Source organism: Lewinellaceae bacterium, from assembly GCA_020636105.1.
Lineage (GTDB): Bacteria > Bacteroidota > Bacteroidia > Chitinophagales > Saprospiraceae > BCD1.
Map to the genome: position 1 here is coordinate 1,026,158 of JACJYL010000001.1, position 21,791 is coordinate 1,047,948.

General features: G+C 43.8%; 16 protein-coding genes. 4 read left to right on the top strand and 12 right to left on the bottom strand.

Annotated elements, in window-relative coordinates; all coding sequences use genetic code 11:
• Nucleotides 1-55: 55 nt before the first annotated feature.
• The 7 genes from H6571_03685 to H6571_03715 form a co-directional block, all read right to left on the bottom strand.
• Nucleotides 56-688 (bottom strand): DUF975 family protein, encoded by a 633-nt coding sequence (locus tag H6571_03685; protein ID MCB9322822.1) that lies wholly within the window; start codon nucleotides 686-688, stop codon nucleotides 56-58.
• Nucleotides 689-798: 110 nt separating this feature from the next.
• The gene (gene glmM / locus H6571_03690) at nucleotides 799-2,190 is read right to left on the bottom strand and encodes a phosphoglucosamine mutase (protein MCB9322823.1); all 1,392 of its coding nucleotides are present in this window, start codon (nucleotides 2,188-2,190) and stop codon (nucleotides 799-801) included.
• Between the two features lie 260 nt (nucleotides 2,191-2,450).
• A complete protein-coding gene (locus H6571_03695; GenBank protein MCB9322824.1) occupies nucleotides 2,451-3,863 on the bottom strand; it encodes a hypothetical protein in 1,413 nt (470 codons plus the stop codon).
• A gap of 222 nt (nucleotides 3,864-4,085) precedes the next feature.
• Nucleotides 4,086-4,949, bottom strand: a complete 864-nt coding sequence (locus tag H6571_03700; GenBank protein MCB9322825.1) for an AraC family transcriptional regulator — start codon at nucleotides 4,947-4,949, stop codon at nucleotides 4,086-4,088.
• Between the two features lie 105 nt (nucleotides 4,950-5,054).
• Nucleotides 5,055-5,810 (bottom strand): 3-deoxy-manno-octulosonate cytidylyltransferase, encoded by a 756-nt coding sequence (kdsB, locus tag H6571_03705; protein MCB9322826.1) that lies wholly within the window; start codon nucleotides 5,808-5,810, stop codon nucleotides 5,055-5,057.
• Nucleotides 5,811-5,889: 79 nt separating this feature from the next.
• Nucleotides 5,890-6,774: a DDE-type integrase/transposase/recombinase gene (locus H6571_03710; GenBank protein ID MCB9322827.1), complete on the bottom strand. Its 885-nt coding sequence runs from the start codon at nucleotides 6,772-6,774 to the stop codon at nucleotides 5,890-5,892.
• Nucleotides 6,771-7,193, bottom strand: coding sequence for a transposase (locus H6571_03715; GenBank protein MCB9322828.1), 423 nt, complete (start codon nucleotides 7,191-7,193; stop codon nucleotides 6,771-6,773). Before H6571_03715 ends, H6571_03710 begins: the two co-directional genes overlap by 4 nt.
• Nucleotides 7,194-7,436: 243 nt before the next feature.
• On the opposite strand from H6571_03715, the gene H6571_03720 reads away from it, so the two are divergent.
• Both H6571_03720 and H6571_03725 read left to right on the top strand, forming a co-directional pair.
• The gene (locus H6571_03720; protein MCB9322829.1) at nucleotides 7,437-7,790 is read left to right on the top strand and encodes a hypothetical protein; all 354 of its coding nucleotides are present in this window, start codon (nucleotides 7,437-7,439) and stop codon (nucleotides 7,788-7,790) included.
• A gap of 94 nt (nucleotides 7,791-7,884) precedes the next feature.
• The gene (locus tag H6571_03725; protein ID MCB9322830.1) at nucleotides 7,885-8,847 is read left to right on the top strand and encodes an endonuclease/exonuclease/phosphatase family protein; all 963 of its coding nucleotides are present in this window, start codon (nucleotides 7,885-7,887) and stop codon (nucleotides 8,845-8,847) included.
• Between the two features lie 381 nt (nucleotides 8,848-9,228).
• On the opposite strand, the gene purL is transcribed toward H6571_03725, so the two are convergent.
• The 5 genes from purL to tnpA all read right to left on the bottom strand — a co-directional run bounded on the left by purL (nucleotide 9,229) and on the right by tnpA (nucleotide 18,746).
• Nucleotides 9,229-12,897, bottom strand: a complete 3,669-nt coding sequence (purL, locus tag H6571_03730) for a phosphoribosylformylglycinamidine synthase (protein MCB9322831.1) — start codon at nucleotides 12,895-12,897, stop codon at nucleotides 9,229-9,231.
• A 304-nt stretch (nucleotides 12,898-13,201) separates the two neighbouring features.
• Nucleotides 13,202-14,257: a hypothetical protein gene (locus H6571_03735; protein ID MCB9322832.1), complete on the bottom strand. Its 1,056-nt coding sequence runs from the start codon at nucleotides 14,255-14,257 to the stop codon at nucleotides 13,202-13,204.
• A gap of 152 nt (nucleotides 14,258-14,409) precedes the next feature.
• Nucleotides 14,410-15,675 (bottom strand): right-handed parallel beta-helix repeat-containing protein, encoded by a 1,266-nt coding sequence (locus tag H6571_03740; protein ID MCB9322833.1) that lies wholly within the window; start codon nucleotides 15,673-15,675, stop codon nucleotides 14,410-14,412.
• A gap of 25 nt (nucleotides 15,676-15,700) precedes the next feature.
• Nucleotides 15,701-18,097: a TonB-dependent receptor gene (locus H6571_03745; protein ID MCB9322834.1), complete on the bottom strand. Its 2,397-nt coding sequence runs from the start codon at nucleotides 18,095-18,097 to the stop codon at nucleotides 15,701-15,703.
• Between the two features lie 199 nt (nucleotides 18,098-18,296).
• Complete coding sequence (gene tnpA, locus H6571_03750) at nucleotides 18,297-18,746, bottom strand: IS200/IS605 family transposase (protein ID MCB9322835.1); 450 nt, start codon at nucleotides 18,744-18,746, stop codon at nucleotides 18,297-18,299.
• A 174-nt stretch (nucleotides 18,747-18,920) separates the two neighbouring features.
• Between tnpA and H6571_03755 the strand changes: the two genes are divergently transcribed.
• Together H6571_03755 and H6571_03760 are read left to right on the top strand one after the other, a co-directional pair.
• Nucleotides 18,921-19,388: an energy transducer TonB gene (locus H6571_03755; protein MCB9322836.1), complete on the top strand. Its 468-nt coding sequence runs from the start codon at nucleotides 18,921-18,923 to the stop codon at nucleotides 19,386-19,388.
• Nucleotides 19,389-19,436: 48 nt separating this feature from the next.
• Nucleotides 19,437-21,779, top strand: a complete 2,343-nt coding sequence (locus H6571_03760) for a M1 family metallopeptidase (GenBank protein MCB9322837.1) — start codon at nucleotides 19,437-19,439, stop codon at nucleotides 21,777-21,779.
• Nucleotides 21,780-21,791: the final 12 nt, after the last annotated feature.

Below are 21,791 nucleotides of genomic sequence, written 5' to 3' on the forward strand. Positions count from 1 at the left end.
AAGAAGGATCAACCACAGGGGAAGCCTAATGTTTTATATATTTTTAACCCTTTTTCTAAACAAGGTCATTATCTAGAATATCTTCATCGATCATATTAACATCCAGGGAAAATTCTCCTTTGATGTCATCGTAAAAGTTGGCATAACTCACGTTTGCGTAAGGGATCAACCACAAAAATCCTATCCCCAGTGTCAGAATACATAACAAGGACAGTCCAAAAAACACCAGCCCCATTTCAAAGTATTTCCATTTATAGCCATCCATCATTTCCCGGCTTTTTCTCAAAGCATCCATTGGTCCTATTGAACTGTCTTCGGCAATAATATAAAAAGTCTGCGAATAGGAAATGGCAGCTATGATTCCGGGGACAACTAGTAAGAGCGTCCAAAGGAATATGAAAATCACCATTAGAATGTAGGCTCCCAGAGCATTCCCGAAATTTTTAAACCCTTCAAAGATTTGTTCCAGTTTTGCCTCCTGGTTCCTTCCCAGGTGCAGGGAAAAGATGGCCATCCCCACCGCCATCGGGCCTCCAAGAATCAATGATCCCACGTTGCCCAGAAAGGGAATGCCGTTCGAGGCTCCGACGATTAAAAAATAAACAATAAAAGTACCGATGGCGAGTCCCCACTTTCCTTGAAGGGATTGGCGCGCCTGACTCATTAATACTGCGTTTTCTGAAGCCATTTTAGTTTGTATAAGTTTTAAATGATAAAAAATATACGTTCAATGTAATCCTGTGACTTCGGAGATGCCAGAAATCTCTATGAAATGAATTAAAAAATAGACATAACCAATTATCTGGCACCCAGGCCGCTCATTTCTTCAAAATCTGCCTTTATCTTTGCGACAAGCTCGACAGCCAGAGCTTCATTTTTCGCTTCCGCATAAATACGGATAATGGGTTCCGTATTGGATTTACGCAAGTGCACCCAACTTTCAGCAAAATCAATCTTAAGTCCATCAATAGTATTGCAATCTTCGCTTTTGTACCTGTCGTGCATTTGCTGCAACAATGCCTCCATGTCCAGGGAAGGATCGAGGTCGACCTTGTCTTTGGTCATAAAATAAGAAGGATAACCTGACCGAAGCTCCGTCATCTTTTGTCCTGTTTTCGCCAGGTAAGTCAGCAAAATAGCAACCCCCACCAATGCATCGCGTCCGTAATGCAATTCCGGCAGGATAATCCCTCCATTGCCTTCACCTCCGATCACAGCATTTTCGGCTTTCATTTTTTCTACCACATTGACTTCCCCGACTGCTGCGGCAAAATAACTTCCGCCATGTTTTTGAGTCACATCGCGTAGGGCCCGAGAAGAAGACAGGTTGGAAACCGTATTGCCTTTTTTATGCTTTAAAATATAATCAGCCACTGCCACCAGCGTATATTCTTCGCCAAAGGGACTCCCATCTTCGTTGACAAAAACGAGGCGATCTACATCTGGATCCACAGCGATACCCATGTCTGCCTTTTCTTTTAGGACCGTTTCCGCCAGGTCTGTAAGGTGCTGAGGCAAAGGCTCTGGATTGTGGGCAAAGTTCCCGTCCGGGGTAGCGTTGATCAGGAGGTATTCACAACCCAGTTTTTCCAGTAAAGGAGGCATGGCAATGGCCCCGGAAGAATTGATACAATCAACCACCACCTTAAATTTTTTTTCTCTTACCAGGCTGACATCTACTGTATCCAGATCAAGAATTCGGTTGATATGGTAATCGATCATATCCTGTCTGGCCACGTAACTTCCCAGCTCATCCACTGTAGCATAGTCAATCCCTCCTCCATCGATGAGGCTCAAAAAGGCTTCCCCGTCAGCGGCGGAAATAAACTCTCCCTTAGCATTGAGCAGTTTCAGGGCATTCCATTGCCTGGGATTATGGCTGGCGGTGAGGATGATGCCGGCACCGGCCTCAAGGGCAGGCACGGCCATTTCCACGGTAGGCGTGGTAGAAAGTCCCAGGTCCACCACATCAATCCCAAGGCTCAACAAGGTTTGGGTAACCAGGTTACTCACCAACGGCCCGGAAATACGCGCATCCCGGCCAATGATTATTTTGGGCGCAGCCCCTTTTCCCAGGAGCCAGGTTCCAAAAGCAGCCGTACACTCCACGATATCCTGTGGGGTGAGATTCTCTCCTGCTTTGCCCCCTATGGTTCCCCTGATGCCCGAAATTGATTTTATTAATGCCACGTTGTTATTTTTACTGGCAAATGTAGGCAAGATTTTTGCTCGCGCAAAAGATATTGAGCCCAGATCCAAAGCAGATCCGTAAAAAACAAACCCGTTGGAGCAGCGATGCTTCCCCAACGGGCCAATTAAGTGTTTTAGGCGTTTTTCCGGTTTGAACTGCCTGGTCTCTATTGTCAGGTGATTTCTAATGGCAGTTTCAATTACAGGGAAACACCGGAAAACCGAAATTACTAAGGGTCTCGTTAAAAGGGTTTACATTTTTATGGTTTTAATTTTTCCTGCACATTTTTGAGGTTCTCCCGGAAAACCTCCAGTTGGGGATCATTATTCTTCTCTCCTAGCTCAACGGCTTTCCGGTAACTCGCAAGGGATTCATCCAGTTTGCCCACAGCAGCAAGCGCTTCTCCATAACTGTCAAATACGTTGGCCGACTCGGGAAACAACATCGTGTTGGTTTTGAAGATGGCCTCCGCATGGTTCGGTTTTTCATAATCGTTTAAAAAGTTGTATCCCATAATATTGATGTCGCCTTCATCAAATAACCCGGCAGCTACAGACAATTTCAGGCTTTCGAAAACACGCATTTGATATTTTTCCCTTTCTGGTTCCGTTTTTGCATTGGAAAACCCCTCCAGATTGGCCTGGACTTTTTTGAAAATATCCTTATACTCCTGCTTTTTACGATCCCGATAAGCTTCAGCGGCGGCTGTGGCCAGTTCAACCCCTTTGTCAAATGCTTCTTCCGCCGTGGTCTGAATTTCTGGCACTACTCCAACGCCTTCCCAGTTGGTTCCCGTTATCGGATTGATGGCTCTTCCCATCGGGATAAAGACACTTAAATATTCGTTGATGCGACGTGTTCCCCCGGGATTGGCACCGCCACCTGTGGTTTCTCCGACAAGCGTAGCCCTTTTTTGGGTCTGCATATTGTAGGAAAATTCTTCAGCTCCCGAAAACGTGTAATTACTGGTCAGGACAAATAATGGAATGTCCGGCAATTGGTCCCCATTAACGGAATCCAACGTCCAGAATTCGTCCGTACGGTCTCCCTGACGCCAGTAAAGGCTGTTTAAATGGACCTTTTTATCAAAGAAATAACTGCAGAGGTACTGAACCATGCCGGGGTCTCCTCCTCCATTTTTGCGTAAATCAATGATAATGGCATCTGAAGAGGACAAGAGTTTCATATAATGGTCAGCCATTGGGCCGGCCTCATAGACATTGGCAAACCCTCTCAAATCCAGGTATCCGATATTGCCGGGAAGTTTTTTGGCTTCCTGGAAACCCAAATTATTACTTCGAGATCGCATCTTATAATCCAGATGCTCCTCAAACAGTCGATCGATGGTATTTACGGGAGCATTCCCCGGCGGACGAGAACGAACGCGCATGTGTTTATCCTTATTGATCGACTGGACTTGTTCCGTCAGAGCCTTTGCAAAGGATTCTGTATCTTTAAAAGCGTCAAAATAACCGGTCTCCAGTAATTTATTTAAATGATCCCCGGTTTTCTGGGCCACCTCGGGAAAAACGTAAAAATCATTCATCAGCTGATTGAGCGTTTCAATGGAAGATTTCCTGAATGCGGCATCAATTGGAATTTCCTGAGCATTAACGTAAGCCGTGAATGAGGAAAGGAATAAGATCAAAATAAGAGCGGGTGATTTCTTCATAAAGTTTGTGAAATTAAAAAGTGAAACATTAAATCGAAGTATTTAAAATTATAAAACATCAGAAAATCAGGTTAAATATTTATGCAATCCAATGCTTCACTTTTAATCAAAAAACAAAATTTGGATCAGCAGTTTCCTGCAACCATGCAAAGTTAGTTCAGAAGGAACTCCAAAAATTGTAAAAAAGTTAAGCAGGAAGATATCTATGAAAAAAAAGCAGGATCAATTCACCGGATCATAGACATTAAAAAGCCTTTTGGAAATGGTTTCCTGGGAAATTTTCAACAAATGGTGTTCATTTTTGAAAAAATGCAAAGGGCTACAATGGAAGAACGATTTAAATTCCTTGATAAAATGAGCCTGGTCGTAAAAGCCGGCATCCAATCCCAGTTGGGTTAGATTTTGACAGGAAGTGTTTTGTTGCAAATAAAGAAAATAGTTCAGTCTCCATATCTGTGAAACCTTTTTTGGAGTGAGCCCGATTTTATTGATAAAATTGTTACGCAAACCTACCTTGCTGATCCCAAATTCACTGTACATTTCATTGACCCGAAGTATGCCTTTTCTTTCAAGGATATAATTGACCTGGTCGCGTAGCATGGGATCGACAATAAGGTTGTCTTTTGAAATATTCAACATCAATTGTTCCGATAATTCCATTTTAGCCTGCACCTCCGATCCGGACAAGATACGCTTAATCAACTGGTTGCAGAGCGGAGTGATTTCGAAGATGTCGGTAAGTGAAAAAGCCTTGTCATTCAGTTTGTAAAGCGGAAAAGGAATGAGATTCCAAAAGGCAAAGGGTTTAAAACGAATGCCGAATATTTTAACCGGCCGGGTCACCTTATACTGAATACTGCTGGTTCGTTGTCCCATAAAAGCGGCTCCGGTAGGAATCTTTTGCCAGGTTGAAGCATTAATGGGACGGAACGATAAATTTTCGGTTGAAAAAATGATGTCATAGGTGCAGTCAGGAGACAACATCTCAAACTGCCCCCTGAGGTCATCGGGCGCAAAATCCAGTTCCCAGAAACATTCAACGTGTCTGGAGAGGGTACTTTTGGGTAAATATTCTACATACAGCATAGCGGAAATTTATCTCTCGGCCACAAATCAATTTAAAAATAGGAAAAAGAAAGAAAAAATTGGATCAGCAAAGAGATTTTAACGATAAAACCGAACAATAGCCAATTACTCTTTATCAAACAGGAGTTGCCGTTTCATCAGTCGTTGCAGATCTTCGGGTGTATCTATCCCAATGCTGTCGTTTTCGGTTATGCCCACAAATATGGAAAAACCGGCTTCCAGCCATCTCAATTGTTCAAGTGACTCTGCTTTTTCGAGGCTCGAGGGTTTGAGGCTACTCAACATCATCAAAGTCTGGCTCCGAAAACCGTAAATACCCAGGTGTTTGAGATATTGCTGGTGAGTGAGCCAGTCACTTTGTGGAACGTTGCGCATAAAAGGAATGGCTTGTCGGCTAAAATACAAGGCTTCACCGGATTGTTTACGAACTACTTTGACGGCATTGGGGTCAAAAAGGGTTTGTGTCGTTTTCACCGGAGTAGAAAGGGTTGAAATGGACAACCCCGAATCATTGGTTAATGGTTCCACTACCCTGTCCACATCATCAGGCGACAAAAAAGGTTCATCCCCCTGCACGTTGATCACCACCTCAAAATCAGGGAATGCCCTGGCTACTTCCGCACATCGGTCTGTTCCGCTGACATGGTTCTCCGAGGTCATCATTACGTCTCCCCCGAAGGATTTTACATGATCGAAAATACGACTATCATCTGTGGCCACGATCACCCGGTCAACCAGGATGGCACGGCTCACCTGGTCATAAACCCTTTGAATCATGCTCTTTCCGGCAATATCCACGAGGGGTTTACCCGGGTAACGGGTGGAGGCATATCTGGCGGGAATGATGGCTAGGGTGGACATATTGGTTACTGGTTGCTGGTTGCTGGTTACTGGTTCTTGTTATGTCAATGCCTAAAATAGCTTGACCAATTTTAATTAATTATAAATCAAATTGTAATTCAAGTTGCATTGGATTATCTAACATTTTGTTTATTGTAAAGACTTCCATTTCGGGTCTTTCTTTTTCCTTTAGGTCTTTGATATATGTTTCATAAACCATTGGTGTCATCTTTAAAGAATTGTGTAAACGGTTGTTGTAGTTTTCAACAGCCATGGCTACTCGTTTCTTTAACTGTCCAAAATTTTGGATACTCCACCTTTTGAGGTATTCATTTTTTATGGTTCCATTTGCCCGCTCGCAATGTGCATTTTCAAGTACGTTAGTACACATACTGATCCTTATGCCATAGGATTTAAGTAAGTTCGTATAATCAGTACTCGTATATTGCGAACCTCTGTCAGAATGATGAATCAACTCATTATTATAATCATCAATGCCTCTGAGGTTGAGTGCCATTGTTAATGCAGCAATATTATTCTCTGACCGCATATTGTCAGAAACCGAATATCCTATGATCCGTCGAGAATAAACATCCATTATTAATACAACGTAATAATGCTGTCCCCCTAATGGAAAATAAAAAAGGTCACTAACCCATAATTGGTTGACATTTGTAAACCTCTTTCCTATCAGTACATTACCATATTGACTTCCCTTATCGCTGTAAGTAGTCTTATAGGGACTTTCTAAGGCCCGTAAACGATAGCCTTCGCGTAAACCTAATATTATAAAAGCATCCCGTCCAATGCCTTCTGGTTCGAACTGTTCATATATCTTGCGCAGGCCCATCCCCGGATGCATCTCCCTAATCTCCTCAATAAAACCTATGTAAAGGGGAGCTTTTAATAATTGCTCTCGTTCCCGTTTCAGGGCATCCATATGCCCTTGTTTGCTGATCCCCGATAAACTGTATAATGTCTTCATTTTATATCCGTGTTCGTCAGGGTGTTTTCGGAACCATTCCAGGGTTGGAGTACGTACTTTTTTTTTACATCATAACCCAGATCTTCACTCGCAAACTCGTACCCCTTCTCCAAGAGATCTATTGTCATCTGTTTTTGTCCGATTATGCGTTCATATTCGGACAATCGTTGCATTAATATTTTCGTCTTTTGTGCTTCACTTTCCATTTGTACTACTGTCTTTACTTCTTTTGTACTGTCAGAATACAAATATATCCATTTATATACACTTGTTCGTGATACTTCATATAGCTCACATATATCTCGTACCTTTATTCGTCTTGAAACCAGGTCTTTAACTTTGCTCCTTTTAAAGGATTCACTGAAAGTCCTATTGCTATTTGGTTGTTTTTGAAACTTTTTGTTATTTTTGTTTGCCATGTTTAGTTGACTTTTTTGGTCAAGCTATTTTAGGCAATGACATTACTTGTTGCTGGTTACTTGTTACTTGTTACTGGTTGCTGGTTACTGGTGCTGGTTGAGATAGAAAAATTTGAGTTATCGATACAAGTTTAAAAATAAAGCCGAATAATTTCGATTTTCCATCAAAAGAATTTTGCTTATTCGTTACATTTATGTTTTTAAAACAAGAATCCAGTAACCAGTAACCCGCTACTCGTTTTTATGAAAAAGATATACTACCTCTCCACCTGTTCTACCTGTAAAAGGATTATCGAAGAACTGGGAATCGGCGATGATTTTGAAATGCAGGACATTAAATTCGATAAGATTACTCCGGAACAACTCGACACAATGGCTGCGCGGGCAGGTTCTTACGAAGCCCTTTTCAGCAAACGTTCCAGGCAATTCCGTCCCCTGGGTTTACATGAAAAAGTGCTCACCGAGGCCGATTATAAAAAGTACATCCTCGAAGAATACTCTTTTCTGAAACGGCCGGTTTTACTCATCGACGGCGATATATTTGTCGGCAACTCAAAACAAGTGGTGGAAGCTGCAGCCCTGGCTCTGAAAAAATAACCATTTCATTCAAATTTTGCCCTTTACTTGACTTTATGGTCAACTTCCCGTTACTTTTATCGTTTGTTTATTATAAACCAAAAAAACACCACCAATGCCTACCATATTTGATACTCTTCCTGAAAACATACAGATAGAACTTACTGAATTAAAAGCAGATCTTGACAAAAAAATACCTGCCAAAAAACTGGACCGTAACCTGCTCATTGCCACCTGGAACATCAGGGCATTCGGCGATCTGACCAGGGAATGGGAATCCACGGAAAAGGACAGCCCGCGTCGTGATCTCCAGTCGGTAATGTGCATTGCTGAAATTTTATCCCGCTTTGATGTGGTCGCCATCCAGGAAGTAAAATCCAATATTCGGGCCTTTCGGGATACAATGAAAATTCTTGGAAACAACTGGAGCTTTATTCTTACCGATGTGAACCGGGGAAATGCCGGCAATGATGAGCGGATGGCGTACATTTTTGATACCCGAAGGGTGAAATTATCCGGGCTGGCTTCAGAGTTGGTGGTTCCCAAGGAATGGATGGGAAAAATCGGGGAAGATGCCTTCCAGGAACAATTTGTAAGAACTCCTTATGCGGTTGGTTTTCAATCTGTTACCAAAACATTTATCCTGGTTACCCTTCATGTTAAATACGGAAAAAAAGCCGCTGAACGTATAGGTGAATTAAAATCCATCGCCAAATGGATCGCCAATTGGGCCAAAGACGTTAATGCTTACCACCAAAACCTTATTGCCCTGGGTGATTTCAATATCGATGCCCGCGGTGACCTGCTCAACGAAACTTTTTTATCGGAAGGACTTCATGTGCCGGCTGCGCTTCAAAATGAAACCGTTACCCGATCCATTTTTGACGAAACGAAATATTACGATCAGATCGCCTGGTTTGAAGGCAGCGACAATCAACCCAAACTTTCCTCAGATTTTCTGCAGGGCGGGAGTTACGATTTCCTCGGCCAGGTGCTGAAGAGCAGAAATCTATCCAAACTGCAATTGTCCTGGATGATGTCGGATCATTATCCTTTGTGGGCGGAGTTTGCGTTGTGATTTAGTACCGCGTAACAAAAATAATTGTTGCCTGGAAAATGCCAAAAACAAAGCTTCAGGGCTTTCAGCCCTTTCTTATCGTCGTTTATTGGTAAGGCCTATTGGTTTTAGACATTTAACCGCCGAATTTTATAATAGGTGCAGAGCACCACAACATTTTTTTGATGTTTGGAGATTTAGGTTGCGGTGCTCTGCACCTTGAATCTCCTTTTCCTTTCTTTGGCAACAAAGATTTTGGTGCTCTGCACCTAGTTTCAATTCGGCGGTTATTAAATCAATTTCAATAAGGCCTGGGTTCTTGATGATATTTTACCCAGCGTTAAAGCGCTGGGCAATCGAAATTTTATTTAAAGCGATTATTTTTGTTGCCAGGTAATAAAGTTACCCCTTAAATACTTCCAGCCACTTCCTCGCATTGACAAAGGCCTCGATCCAGGGAGAAACTTCATCCTTCCTTCCCGCCGGATAATTGGCCCAGTTCCAGCGGAACATGGATCGTTCGATATGTGGCATCATTACCAAATGGCGTCCGTCAGCGCTGGCCATCATGGCTGCATTGTAATCACTTCCGTTGGGATTGGCCGGGTAACCTTGGTAGCCGTATTTGGCAACAATATTGTAAGCACTTTCTGCTAAAGGCAAATGAAATTTCCCTTCACCGTGCGAGATCCATACACCCAATTTTGAGCCCGCCAGACTGCCCAGCATGACCGAGTTGTTTGCAGGGATTTCCACGGAAGTGAACCCGCTTTCGTGCTTGTGAGAATCATTGTGCAGCATCCTGGAGGGTTGAGCATGATCCGGATTAATCAGGTTGAGTTCTACAAACAATTGACAGCCATTACAAATCCCGACAGACAGTACATCTTTCCTGCTGAAAAAACGCTCAAGCGCCTTTTTAGCTTTTTCATTGTAGAGAAATGCCCCGGCCCAACCTTTGGCCGACCCCAAAACATCCGAATTTGAAAAACCTCCCACGGCACCGAGAAACTGGATATCTTCCAATGTTTCCCTGCCGCTGATCAGGTCAGTCATATGAACATCCTTAACATCAAAACCGGCAAGGTACATGGCGTGGGCCAGTTCCCGCTCGGAATTACTGCCTTTTTCGCGAAGCACGGCCGCTTTCGGTCTTGGTTTACTAAAATCATTGGTTGGCAAATTGCCTTTAAAACCTTCGGGAAAACGATACTGAAGTGGTTGCTTTTTATAATTTTGAAAACGCTCTTTCGCTTTCAGCTCACCCGATTGATTTTTGTCCAGCAAATAAGAAGTTTCAAACCATACATCTCTCAATTCAGCGACCTTAAAAGTAAAAGACTCGCCGATGTTTTTAACCTTCACCTCTCCTTCTGCCGTTGCTTTTCCTATTTTAAAATAAGTCAGGCCTGCCGCTTTCAGTGAGGTTTCCACTGCACTATCTTTAGCCTGAAAAACTATGCCGGCATTTTCTGAGAATAACAACTTTACCGAATCTTTTTCGCCCACTTCAGACAGGTCAATCTCTGCCCCAAGGTCATTATCCGCAAAACACATTTCCAGCAAGGTTGTTAGCAGGCCGCCGGCAGAGATATCATGGCCAGCAAGAATTTGTCCCTCAGTGATCAGCGCCTGAAGAGTATTAAAAACCTTTACAAAATTTTCTGAATCCCGCACATCAGGCACTTCTGTCCCGATCTTATTCTGTACCTGTGCAAAAGAGGAACCACCGAGTTTATAAGCATCTCCTGAAAGATCAATATAATAAATATGGCCGCCTTCTTTTTGAAGCACCGGCTCCACGATTTTATAGATATCATTACAATGCCCTGCGGCAGAAATGATCACGGTACCTGGTGCAATGACTTCAGCATCCGGATACTTTTGTTTCATGGAAAGAGAATCCTTCCCGGTAGGTACATTCAGTCCTAAGGCAATAGAAAAATCAGAAACGGCTTTAACGGCCTCATACAAACGGGCGTCTTCCCCTTCGTTTTTACAGGGCCACATCCAATTGGCAGACAAGGAAACCGAACGAATTCCCTCCTTAAGGGGCGCCCACATAATATTAGTCAGCGCCTCAGCAATGGAATTCCGTGATCCTGCTTCGGGATTGATCAATCCACCGATGGGCGCATGTCCTATGGAAGTGGCAATACCGTCCTTTCCATCAAAACTAAGTGACATTACCCCACAATCGTTGAGCGGTAATTGTAACGGCCCGGCACATTGCTGCTTAGCCACCAAACCGCCGACACATCGGTCCACTTTATTGGTCAGCCAATCTTTACAGGCCACTGCTTCGAGTTTGAGTACCTGGCGGATATATTCCTGCATATTGGCTGAAGCATATTCAACCTCAGCATATTGTCTGTCCACGGTACGGTCTTCCATGATGGTCTTTGGCGAACTGCCAAACATATCGGTCAGGGCCAGATCCATGGGACGTTCTTTTGTGGAAGAGGATTCAAAAGTAAACCGAAAATCTCCTGTCACCTCCCCTACCTGGTACATGGGCGCCCGTTCCCGTTCAGCAATACGTCTGAGGGTTTCCAAATGTTCCTCGGCAATCACCAGTCCCATGCGTTCCTGTGATTCGTTGCCAATGATTTCTTTTGCCGACAAAGTCGGATCTCCGATCGGCAGTTTGTCGAGGTCAATTTTCCCGCCAATATTTTCGACGAGCTCAGAAAGGCAATTCAAATGCCCGCCCGCCCCGTGATCATGAATGGAAACGATGGGATTGATGTCGTTTTCGACCATGCCGCGGATGGCATTGGCTGCGCGTTTTTGCATTTCCGGATTGGAACGCTGTACGGCATTTAATTCAATTCCCGAACTAAAGGCTCCGGTATCTGCGGAAGAAACAGCCGCTCCGCCCATCCCGATCCGGTAGTTGTCGCCGCCGAGAATGACTATTTTATCTCCTTTTTGGGGGGCATCCTTTAAAGCCTGATCTGCTTTGCCGTACCCAATGCCTCCTGCCATCATGATCACCTTGTCAAATCCTAATTTACGGGCTTCTTCTTCGTGCTCAAAAGTCAGCAATGAGCCGGAAATCAGGGGCTGTCCAAACTTATTGCCAAAATCCGAAGCCCCGTTGGAAGCCTTGATCAAAATGTCCAGAGGCGTTTGATAAAGCCATTTTCTTTCGGGCATTCCGCTTTCCCAGGGGCGGTTGTCGGCAAGTCGGGAATACGATGTCATGTAAACAGCCGTACCAGCCAGCGGTAAAGATCCCTTTCCCCCGGCGAGGCGGTCGCGAATTTCACCTCCAGACCCTGTTGCGGCACCGTTGAATGGCTCTACTGTTGTTGGAAAATTATGCGTTTCCGCTTTCAGTGAAAGGACGGAAGTATAGGTTTTCTTTTCGTAATAATCCGGCTTGTCAGGACTTTTGGGAGCAAATTGGGTCACCACCGGTCCTTTCAAAAAGGCTACATTATCTTTGTAAGCCGAAACAATGTCGTTGGGATTTTCCTGGGATGTTTTTTTGATCAGTTTGAAGAGGGATTCCGGTTTTTCTTTCCCATCGATCACAAAGATCCCGTTGAATATTTTGTGTCGGCAATGCTCGCTGTTCACCTGTGAAAAACCAAAAACCTCGGAATCAGTCAGCGGCCGGCCAATTCTTTCCGCCATTTCTTCTAGATAAGTCACTTCCTCCTCATTCAAAGCCAATCCTTCTGAAACATTGTAGGCGGCAACATCTTCGATCTCCATAATGGGAGCCGGTTCGATTTTTATGGTAAAAATGGCCTGGTTCAGCGACCCGTATTTTTGACTCAGCATGGGATCGTAACTGGCAGCATCCCCTGCAAAACGGACAAATTCCTCGATACGCTTAATACCAGTAATCGCCATATTTTGAGTGATCTCCACCGCATTGGTACTCCATGGAGTGATCATCGCCGCTCTCGGGCCGACAAAAGAGGTATCTATTTCAGTTCCCTCAATTTTAGGCTGGTTCCCAAACAACCAGACCAGTTTTTCAATATCGTTATGAGAGAGTTCCTGCTCCACCTGTACAGCGAAGACTTTTTGTGTAATATCACCGAAAAAAAGGATCATGGCGCAGCGTTTTGAAATGAAGGTGCAAAGTTCACTTATTTTCGTTTAAAAAAGGCAATGGAAGGGAGGGAAAATTTGTTTTTCAGGCGGTTTATTGGTTTTCTGCTGGCAGTGGTTGTTTTTGTTTTCAAGAGTTTCAGGTTGTTTCAGATTGTTTCAGGATGTCCCGGCACTGCGTACACGAGGATCTCCCTTCGGTCGATTTCAATTTCTTTCAATCTTCCTCAATCTCTCTCGATCTCCTTCAATCTTCTCCATGACTGGTTCAGCGATGATCTAAGATACCTGTTTTTGCTCCTTTCGCTTACCCTCCACATAAATTCTCCTCCATCGCAGCGATCCACTCCCTGATCAACTCTACGCCTTCTGTATGAACCAATGAACGGCCCAGTTCCGGCATCATGGCTCCGGGATCCAGGGATGTCATCCGGTAAATGGTAATGCTTTTTTCCGGGTGGCCGGGCATGATGTCAAAATCATTGTCCCCGGCACCTTTTCCGGCGGACACCGGAGCTTTGCAAATGCCCAGGTTAAAGGGACGATCTTCGTAAATGGTAAAATTCAACCCCGAGGTATTGGCCGAACCTTGGGGATTATGACAATGAGCGCAATTGATTTCCAGGTAAGCCATGGCCCGGTCATGTAAACTTCCTGAGGCAGGATCATTCCAAACGGCCATTTTGTGGATGTCTTTGGTCTCCGGTTTGCCTTTCAAATACCCCAGCGATTCCCACTTTTCAAGTTGGTTCATCGTTCCTGTTGCGTAAGCAAAGTCTTTATTCAGGCTGCGGGCAGTGGGACCAATGGGCACAAAACTACCGCCTTTCTGATGACAATTCTTACACTGGTTCTTGTCGGGAATAACATAGGTAAATTCGAGGTTGCCGCGGGTGGGGTGTGCATAGGTCATGGCTTCTTCAGCCCCAATGATATTGAGCTCGGCATCCGTTTGTGCCTCGTTCCACTGGTAGGTGGCCGCATTCCAGCCTTCCGACGTATTCATTAGGAGCCTCGTTTCTTTTATGTCCTTTTGCCCTGCTTTTTCGTAATAAAAATGCTTGATCAAAACGGTCCCCACAGGAAAATCCAAAGCATTTTTTTCATCGTATCCGGCTGCAACGCCTTTGGGCATCCACACAAACCGGGCCTTTTCTGCATAATCGGTAAACAAGGGTGAATTGAGATCGTAAGGAAGCACGCCCTCATTGGGCTGAAAGGCTGATAGATCCCCGGTAAAAAGATGATAATCGGATAATTTTTCAAAAGGAAAATTGTCCGGATCGACCTGCACTTCATTGTTTGTTTTAGCACAATGAGTAACTGAGAAGGCTAATAAAAAAAGTAAAATGGCCTTTTGCATGAATTATTAGTTTAGATAATTTTTATACGCTTTTTTTAACCGCAATGGACGCAGAGAAAGCGCAACGTTCGCAATGAATTCCTCGCGTACTTTGCGCCTCCTTCGCGTGCTTTGCGGTTAAATTTTTTTCTCTTAATTCCCCAATCAGAATATCAAATTTCCGGCTCCGCATTAGCTTCCTGTGGAGGCAATGTGCAATCGAATTTTGACATATCAGAATCGATATATTTGGCCATAGCCCTGATGCTTTCCGCTTTTTGGGCATTGAGGTTGGCGAAGGTAATGTCCGTTCCGTTATCATGAATGCAAATGCGGTGAGATTCGGGATCCGTGGCGAAATCGGGATGCATCCAGCCATCCACAAGGATATCCTGAGGCGTTGCTTTAAACATCACATTGATCAATTGCCCCCATTCCCTGGTCAAATCGGGCATAGCATCTTTTCTTACGATTTGATTGTCATGCACATGGACATTGGAACTGTAGGGCACAAAGTCCGAATTTTCATCAAAAGGCCGCTGCGTCATGTAAAAACTTCCAATCCCTAATCCGATGGTCTTGTGGTTTTTGATCTGGTTATTGAATACTTCAACCTCCTTCGCCGCAACGATCATGAATCCGGTTCCCGGCGGAACCATATGAACTATGCCGCCTTTGGGTGCAAAATTCTGGAAATTATTATCGTGAATATTATTGTCAAAAGCCCGGATAAAACGTCCGTTCGCTACAGGCAATCCCGACAGATCATAAACCAGGAAACCCATCGTATTGTCGTGTGCCTCATTATTGTAGGCATCTACATAACTGCAGTTTTCAATTTCAAACCCGGCTACATTGTGATGCACCAGGCAATTTTTCATATGTACATTATGGGTCTGTCCGACATAAATTCCGGCATCCGAGGCAAAGGAGGATTCACAACCGTCAATGATCACATTTTTACATTTCACCGGGTAAATGCCGTAGCTGCCATTGGTTTCTTTAGCTCCTTCGGTCCAGGTAGTCTTCACATTTTTCAACAGTACTCCTTCACAATCCTGAATTTTTAACGCATCGCCTTTGGAATCCTCAATGGTGAGATCAGACAGCTTAAAATGTTTTAGGTTGGTGACCCGAATACCTTCCGCTCCCTGGGTCTGGTTCAGAAAAGACAACACCGTTTTGTCCTTCCCCGCCCCTTTTATGGTGATGTTATCAATGGCATCCAGGGAAAGGGATTTGGTGAGGTTAAAACGGCCGGCCGGGAGTTCTATCACATCCCCCGGGTTGGCCAGGATCAGTTTTTCCTGGAAGCTTTTCAGCAGTTTATCGTGTGAAGCCTGGTCGAGTGCCTCTCCGCTTTTTTCTTCTTTGGCATTTGGGCCGCAAGCCAACAGGCCGGCCATAAGCAACAGGCTGAACAAATATCTTAATTTCATAAAAATAATAACTTTAAAAAATTTATTAAAAATCAAATTTTACGCCCAAAACGGGAATCAATCCTCCCGGATAATAGGTGTATGAGGTTTCTTTTGTTTCGGGGTCATAAGCCACAGAACGGATGTTTTTGGTGTTTAAAATATTTTGAACATCCAGAGAAACGATTCCCGAAAACCGTTTGCCATTGAAGCGATAAGCCAACCGGTGATCCAGTCTGAAATAAGGATCTACCTGTGCTTCATTTACCCTTGAATAATCCGGTAAGGCGCCCGTTTCAGCGGTTGAATTTACCAGGTCAACCGGTGTGTACCGGAATCCTCCATTGTAAATGAACCTTGCCCCCCATTGGATAGCTCTTCCTTTGTTGAGATGAAATTCCTTTCCAAGCGTAAGGTTGCTGGCAAACCTGCTATTGAAAGTGGTATTAAATTCATGGCCGCCGGGGAGTTTATATTTGGAATCGTAAAAGGAAAAATTGGCCATCAGGTTAAAATTATTGTCAAAATTTTTCTCCACATTCAAATCAAACCCAATATTCGTTGAGGTTCCGCCGCTATTGGTGGGCAAGGTCACCACCCCGGATTGGGTGTTCAAAAAATAATACCCCTGCGTTTCATCGTCCTCAACCGGAATGTCATATAAATACTGGTAATAAGGCTCTATCGCAAAATGCCAGTTATTTCCCAAATACAAATTATAGGAAAAAATGGCATGAATGGATTTCATCATTTCCAGGTTTTTATTGGGAAATGAATTATGGATTTCCCCGCTTATGGTATCTTTTTGTTCATAAAAATAATTGGCCATTGGCAATATCTGGCTATACTTTCCAAGGGCAAAACTAATCGATTGTTTTTCGCTGGCAATGAATTTTACCGAACCCCGGGGATCAAGGCTATACGTATTATTTAATCCTAAAAACAACCCGTTTACCCCCGCATTTACAATAATCCTTTCGGTAACATTACGAGACAACTGGGCATAGGCAGATCCATAGGCTGTTTTCCCGCTTCCATCGATAATGCCTTCAATGCTTTTTCGGGTGGAAAAATCATCAAACCTTGGCAAATAGAATAGAAACCTCCTAAATGTATAGTCCACAAAATTAAAGGACAACCCGGTTTTTAACCTGGTTTTCAAATTAAATTTATTGCTGTACACGAAAGAAGCCGATAAACGAGCGTCTTCATGAGCTTCATCCCGGGTATTGATGGAATCGTTATTCAGGTCAAAGACATCATTTTTAAAAGTAATGACATTGGCGATTCCCGCCAGTCCAATTTTAATATAGGAATTGGCATCCACCAGGTAGGTATAGGTCGTTCCGATAGCTCCCATATTGCTAACCTGAACAGCTCTTTCGGCATCATCCAGTTTTATGGAATCTCTTTCCAGGATGGGTAAAGGCTCCTTCGTTTCATTACTCAGGCCGCCAATGCCAAAGACGGTGAATAAATGTTTATTGTTTTTGGATTTGAACCCGAGGTTAAAGGATAAATCCTGAAATTTATTGGAAAAACGGGGTCCCACCAGGGAAAAACCCAGGTTATTCAGAATGCCCAAAGTAGAATACCTGTAATTGGCGAGGTAGGAAGAGCGCCCCTTTTGAATAGGACCTTCGGTAGCAAAATCAAGTCCAAGCAGGCTGATGCCTACCCGGTGTTCCCTTGTTTTGTTGTTGCCTTTTCTGAACTTGATATCGAAGGCGCCGGAAAGAGCATTCCCGTATTCTGCCGGCATACCGCCTGTGGAAAAATCCGAACGGCTGAGCAGCTGTGCGCTGAAAATGGTGGTGCCTCCTCCAGATGTACCGGGACGGGCAAAGTGATTGGGGTTCGGAATATCAATGCCTTCCAGTCGCCATAAAATGCCTACGGGCGCATTGGCTCTTACAATTATGTCGTTTTCTCCGTCATTGCCTCCCTGTTGAACCCCCGCATAAGACAAGGCCATCCGGCCCGGATCATTTACTGCGGCGGCGGTTCTGTTGGCTTCATCAACGGAAAAAGAACGGGTACTGACGGTGGCCAGTTCATTGACGGGGGCATTAATTTTACTTTGGGCGCTGATGACCACTTCGTTAATCGTCAGGGCGGATTGTAACATGGTAATTTCCAGATCCACTATTCTTGAAGAGCTGACAATAATACCTTCCGTTTTAAAAAGTTCGTACCCCAAATATTCACAAACTAAAGTATGTCGCCCGAGTGGAACGCCTTTTAATTCAAAATTGCCATTGATGTCCGTAGTGGTGGCTATTAAAGGTTCAAGCTCATCCACCCTGACGGTTGCACCAAATAAAACCTGTTTGGTTTCTTTGTCCATAACCGTGCCTATGATATCCTGAGTCTGGCCAGACAATGAACCTAAGAGAAGGAAATTAGCTACAAAAAACAAAACCCATGTAAAGTTTCTCTGCATAATTATTCTTTTTCATTTTTACATAAAATGCGAACATTAATTTTAAAACCACATACAAAAGCCACATTTTACGAACGCAATAATACACTTCGGGCAGTAGTTTTTAAAATTATTGGAAAGGTTAATTTTTCAAAAAGTAAACGACCACCACCAGAGGTGGTGGCTTAGATAAAACAATACCCCCAAAGGGGGATAACCTCTAAAAGAGGGTGAAATCTTTGCGATCGTTTTCTTGTGCTCGTTCTTTATCTTCTTGATATTTTACGTATCTGACTATTTTGTCTTCATCTATTCCTATTGTGCTAACGAAATAGCCTCTCGCCCAAAAATGATTGCCCCAATATGGCTTTTTCTTCAAACTGGGAAAACTTTTAAACATGGCTATTGCTGTTTTTCCTTTTAGGATTCCCATGAAATCAGATATACTTAGTTTTGGAGGGATAGAACAGACCAGGTGTATGTGATCAGGTTGTATATTTAATTCAATTACTTCTACATCCTTCCATTCACATATAGTCTTTATTTTATCCTCCATGTAATCCGCTAGAAGATCTCGGAGCATTCGAAAGCGATATTTTGGCGTCCATACGATATGATAATTACAATGGTATACCGTATGTGCCAATTTCCGGTATTTTATCTTTGCCATTCCACAAGATAATACTTTTTACCGGCAGAGCCTACATCCATGACCACCGTCTTAGACGGTGGTTTTTCGGTGGAATAAAAAAGGAAGTTTTTTCAAATGAAAATCAATTTCAGAAAGTGACGATACTTTTTTACTTTGTGGTATTTTCAATTTTTAACTTTCAAAAATAACTTTATGAAAACGATTTTATTGATCAGTGGTATTTTGCTTATTAACGCTTCCCTTTTTGCACAATTTGAACCTGGAAAAACAGTTTATTCTACTCCGGAAGGCGATGTATACAAGGTAGTAAATGAAATGCCAAGATTTCCGGGATGTGAAGAAATGGAAGGTACCAAAGAGGAAATAAAAGAATGTGCAGTCATAAAACTGATGGAATTTATTCAAGATAATCTTGAATATCCCGAAGAAGCTATGGCCGAAAAAATTCAAGGAAGGGTTTTTATTTCGTTTATAGTCGAAAAAGATGGTTTCCTCAGCAACTTCAAATTAGTACGTGACATCGGAGGAGGCTGTGGAGAAGAAGCCATGCGCATTGTAAAACTCATGGATGACTTGGATATGATGTGGCGTCCCGGAATACAAAACGGAAAGGCGGTAAGGGTTCAATTTAATATCGCGGTTCACTTCAGACTCAATTAACCACCTAAATTAGTGTTTTAAACTAAAAAATTAATCATGTATAACAAAATGAAATCACCCGTTTCGCTGTTGACTTTGTGTTTGTCCCTTTGGCATTTCGCCGCTTTTTGCCAGGGCGAACCCAACCACGGGAGCAAGTTTGAACAATTGGGCCCTATGCTCAACAGTCCCAACAGTTACAGAGGTGCCGATGGGGCCCCAGGGCCGGATTACTGGCAACAAAATGCAGATTATGTCATTGAGTGCACCCTCAACACCGAAGAACAACGCCTCGACGGTACTGAACTGATCACTTACCACAACAATTCCCCCAATACGCTAAAGTACATTTGGCTGCAGCTCGATGAAAACCAGCATGCGGCCGATGCCAATAACCAGCGTTTTGAGCCCAGCAACATTAACTCAACCATGAGCGAGCAACAGCTTAGAGCGCTGGAACCCTGGCGAGAGCTGGACAAGTTCGGCGTAAACATAGAAGCGGTAACCAATGCCTCTGGAAGTTCACTGGACTACAGCATCAATAAAACCATGATGCGTATACTACTGCCTAAGCCTCTGAAACCAGGGGAAAGTTTTGCTTTTCATGTGAAGTGGCATTATTACCTGATCGACCGCATCAACTCCATCAGCTGGGGCCGGGGCGGTTATGAATACTTTCCTAAAGATGACAATTACCTTTTCACCATAACACAATGGTATCCAAGACTTTGTGTGTACAGCGATTTTGAAGGCTGGCAAAACAACCAGTTTACCGGAAGAGGAGAATTTGCCCTTAACTTCGGAAACTTCGATGTAAAAATGACGGTGCCTTCCGATTATGTGGTAGGCGGAACCGGGGAGTGCCAAAATTATGCCGCCGTACTCACTCCGGCACAATTGGCACGCTGGAAGGCTGCCCAAAATGCTGAGGAACCCATTGAGGTCGTCACCCTTGAAGAAGCCAAGGCCAATGAGCAAGCTCCAAAGGCATCGGCCACAGAAACCTGGCACTACAAAGCGGAAAACGTCCGGGATTTCGCCTGGACAGCCAGCCGGAAGTTTATCTGGGACGCCATGGCCCACAAAAACGAGGATGGCTCAAAAGCCATGTGTATGAGTTATTATGCCAAGGAAGCGTACCCGATCTACAGGAAATACAGCACCAAAGCCGTGGCGCATACCATTAAAACTTATGGCGACTATTCCATCCCCTACCCCTACCCTGTCGCCATTTCCGTTGAGGCTCAGAATGGCATGGAATATCCCATGATCTGTTTCAACCCGGGTAGAGCGGAAGAAGACGGTACCTATACTGAAGCTAACAAAAACGAGTGCATTTCCGTAGTCATCCATGAGGTAGGACACAACTTTTTCCCGATGATCATCAACAGCGACGAGCGGCAGTGGGCCTGGTTTGATGAAGGCATCAACACCTTTGTCCAGTACATCGCCGAGCAGGAATGGGACAATAATTACCAATCGTGGGTGGGTGCCCATTTGATTACCGACTATATGAGGCTGCCAAAAGATCAACTGGAGCCCATTATGACCAACACGGAAAATATCGTTGATTATTTTGCCAATGCATACCTTAAACCAGCGGCTGGACTGAACATTCTCCGGGAAACCATTATGGGACGCGAGCAGTTTGACTTTGCCTTCAAGGAATATTGCAGCAGATGGGCCTTTAAACACCCTACCCCGGCCGATTTCTTCAGAACAATGGAAGATGCCAGCGGAGTAGATCTCGACTGGTTCTGGAGAGGGTGGTTCTATACCACCGATGCGGTGGATATTTCTCTCGACAGCATCAACTGGTATAAAGTGGATCTGCAAAATAATCCCGAACCCATAGAGGTGACCAGTACCCAAAAACCACAACCACCGTTCCAGGATATTACCCGGATGAGAAACAGGGAATCGGGTATGGTATTCCCGGTCCAGGAAGATGAATCGCTTCAGGATTTTTATACAGAATACAAACCCTGGGAAACGGAGGATTCGGTCACCACAACTACCACCATCCTGTACGATGAGGTATTCACAAAAAAAGAAAAGAAAAAACAGTTTGGCGACAACAACTATTACGAATTGTTCTTTAGTAATAAAGGAGGTTTGGTCATGCCGGTCATCATCGAATGGACCTTTAAGGATGGATCAACTGAAATAGAGCGGGTTCCCGTCGAGATATGGCGCAAAAATGAAAACAGTTTCCAGAAAGTTTTTGTGAAGGATAAAGAAGTAACCGCCATCCGCATTGATCCCTACAAAGAGACTGCAGACATAGATACCAGCAATAACGACTGGCCGGTCAGGGAGTTGCCATCACGGTTCCAGGTGTTTAAGCAAAATAAACAAAAAGAGCAGTTGAACCCCATGCAGAAAGCTCAGATTAAGGTTATAAAACCGTAAAACTTAAAGCTA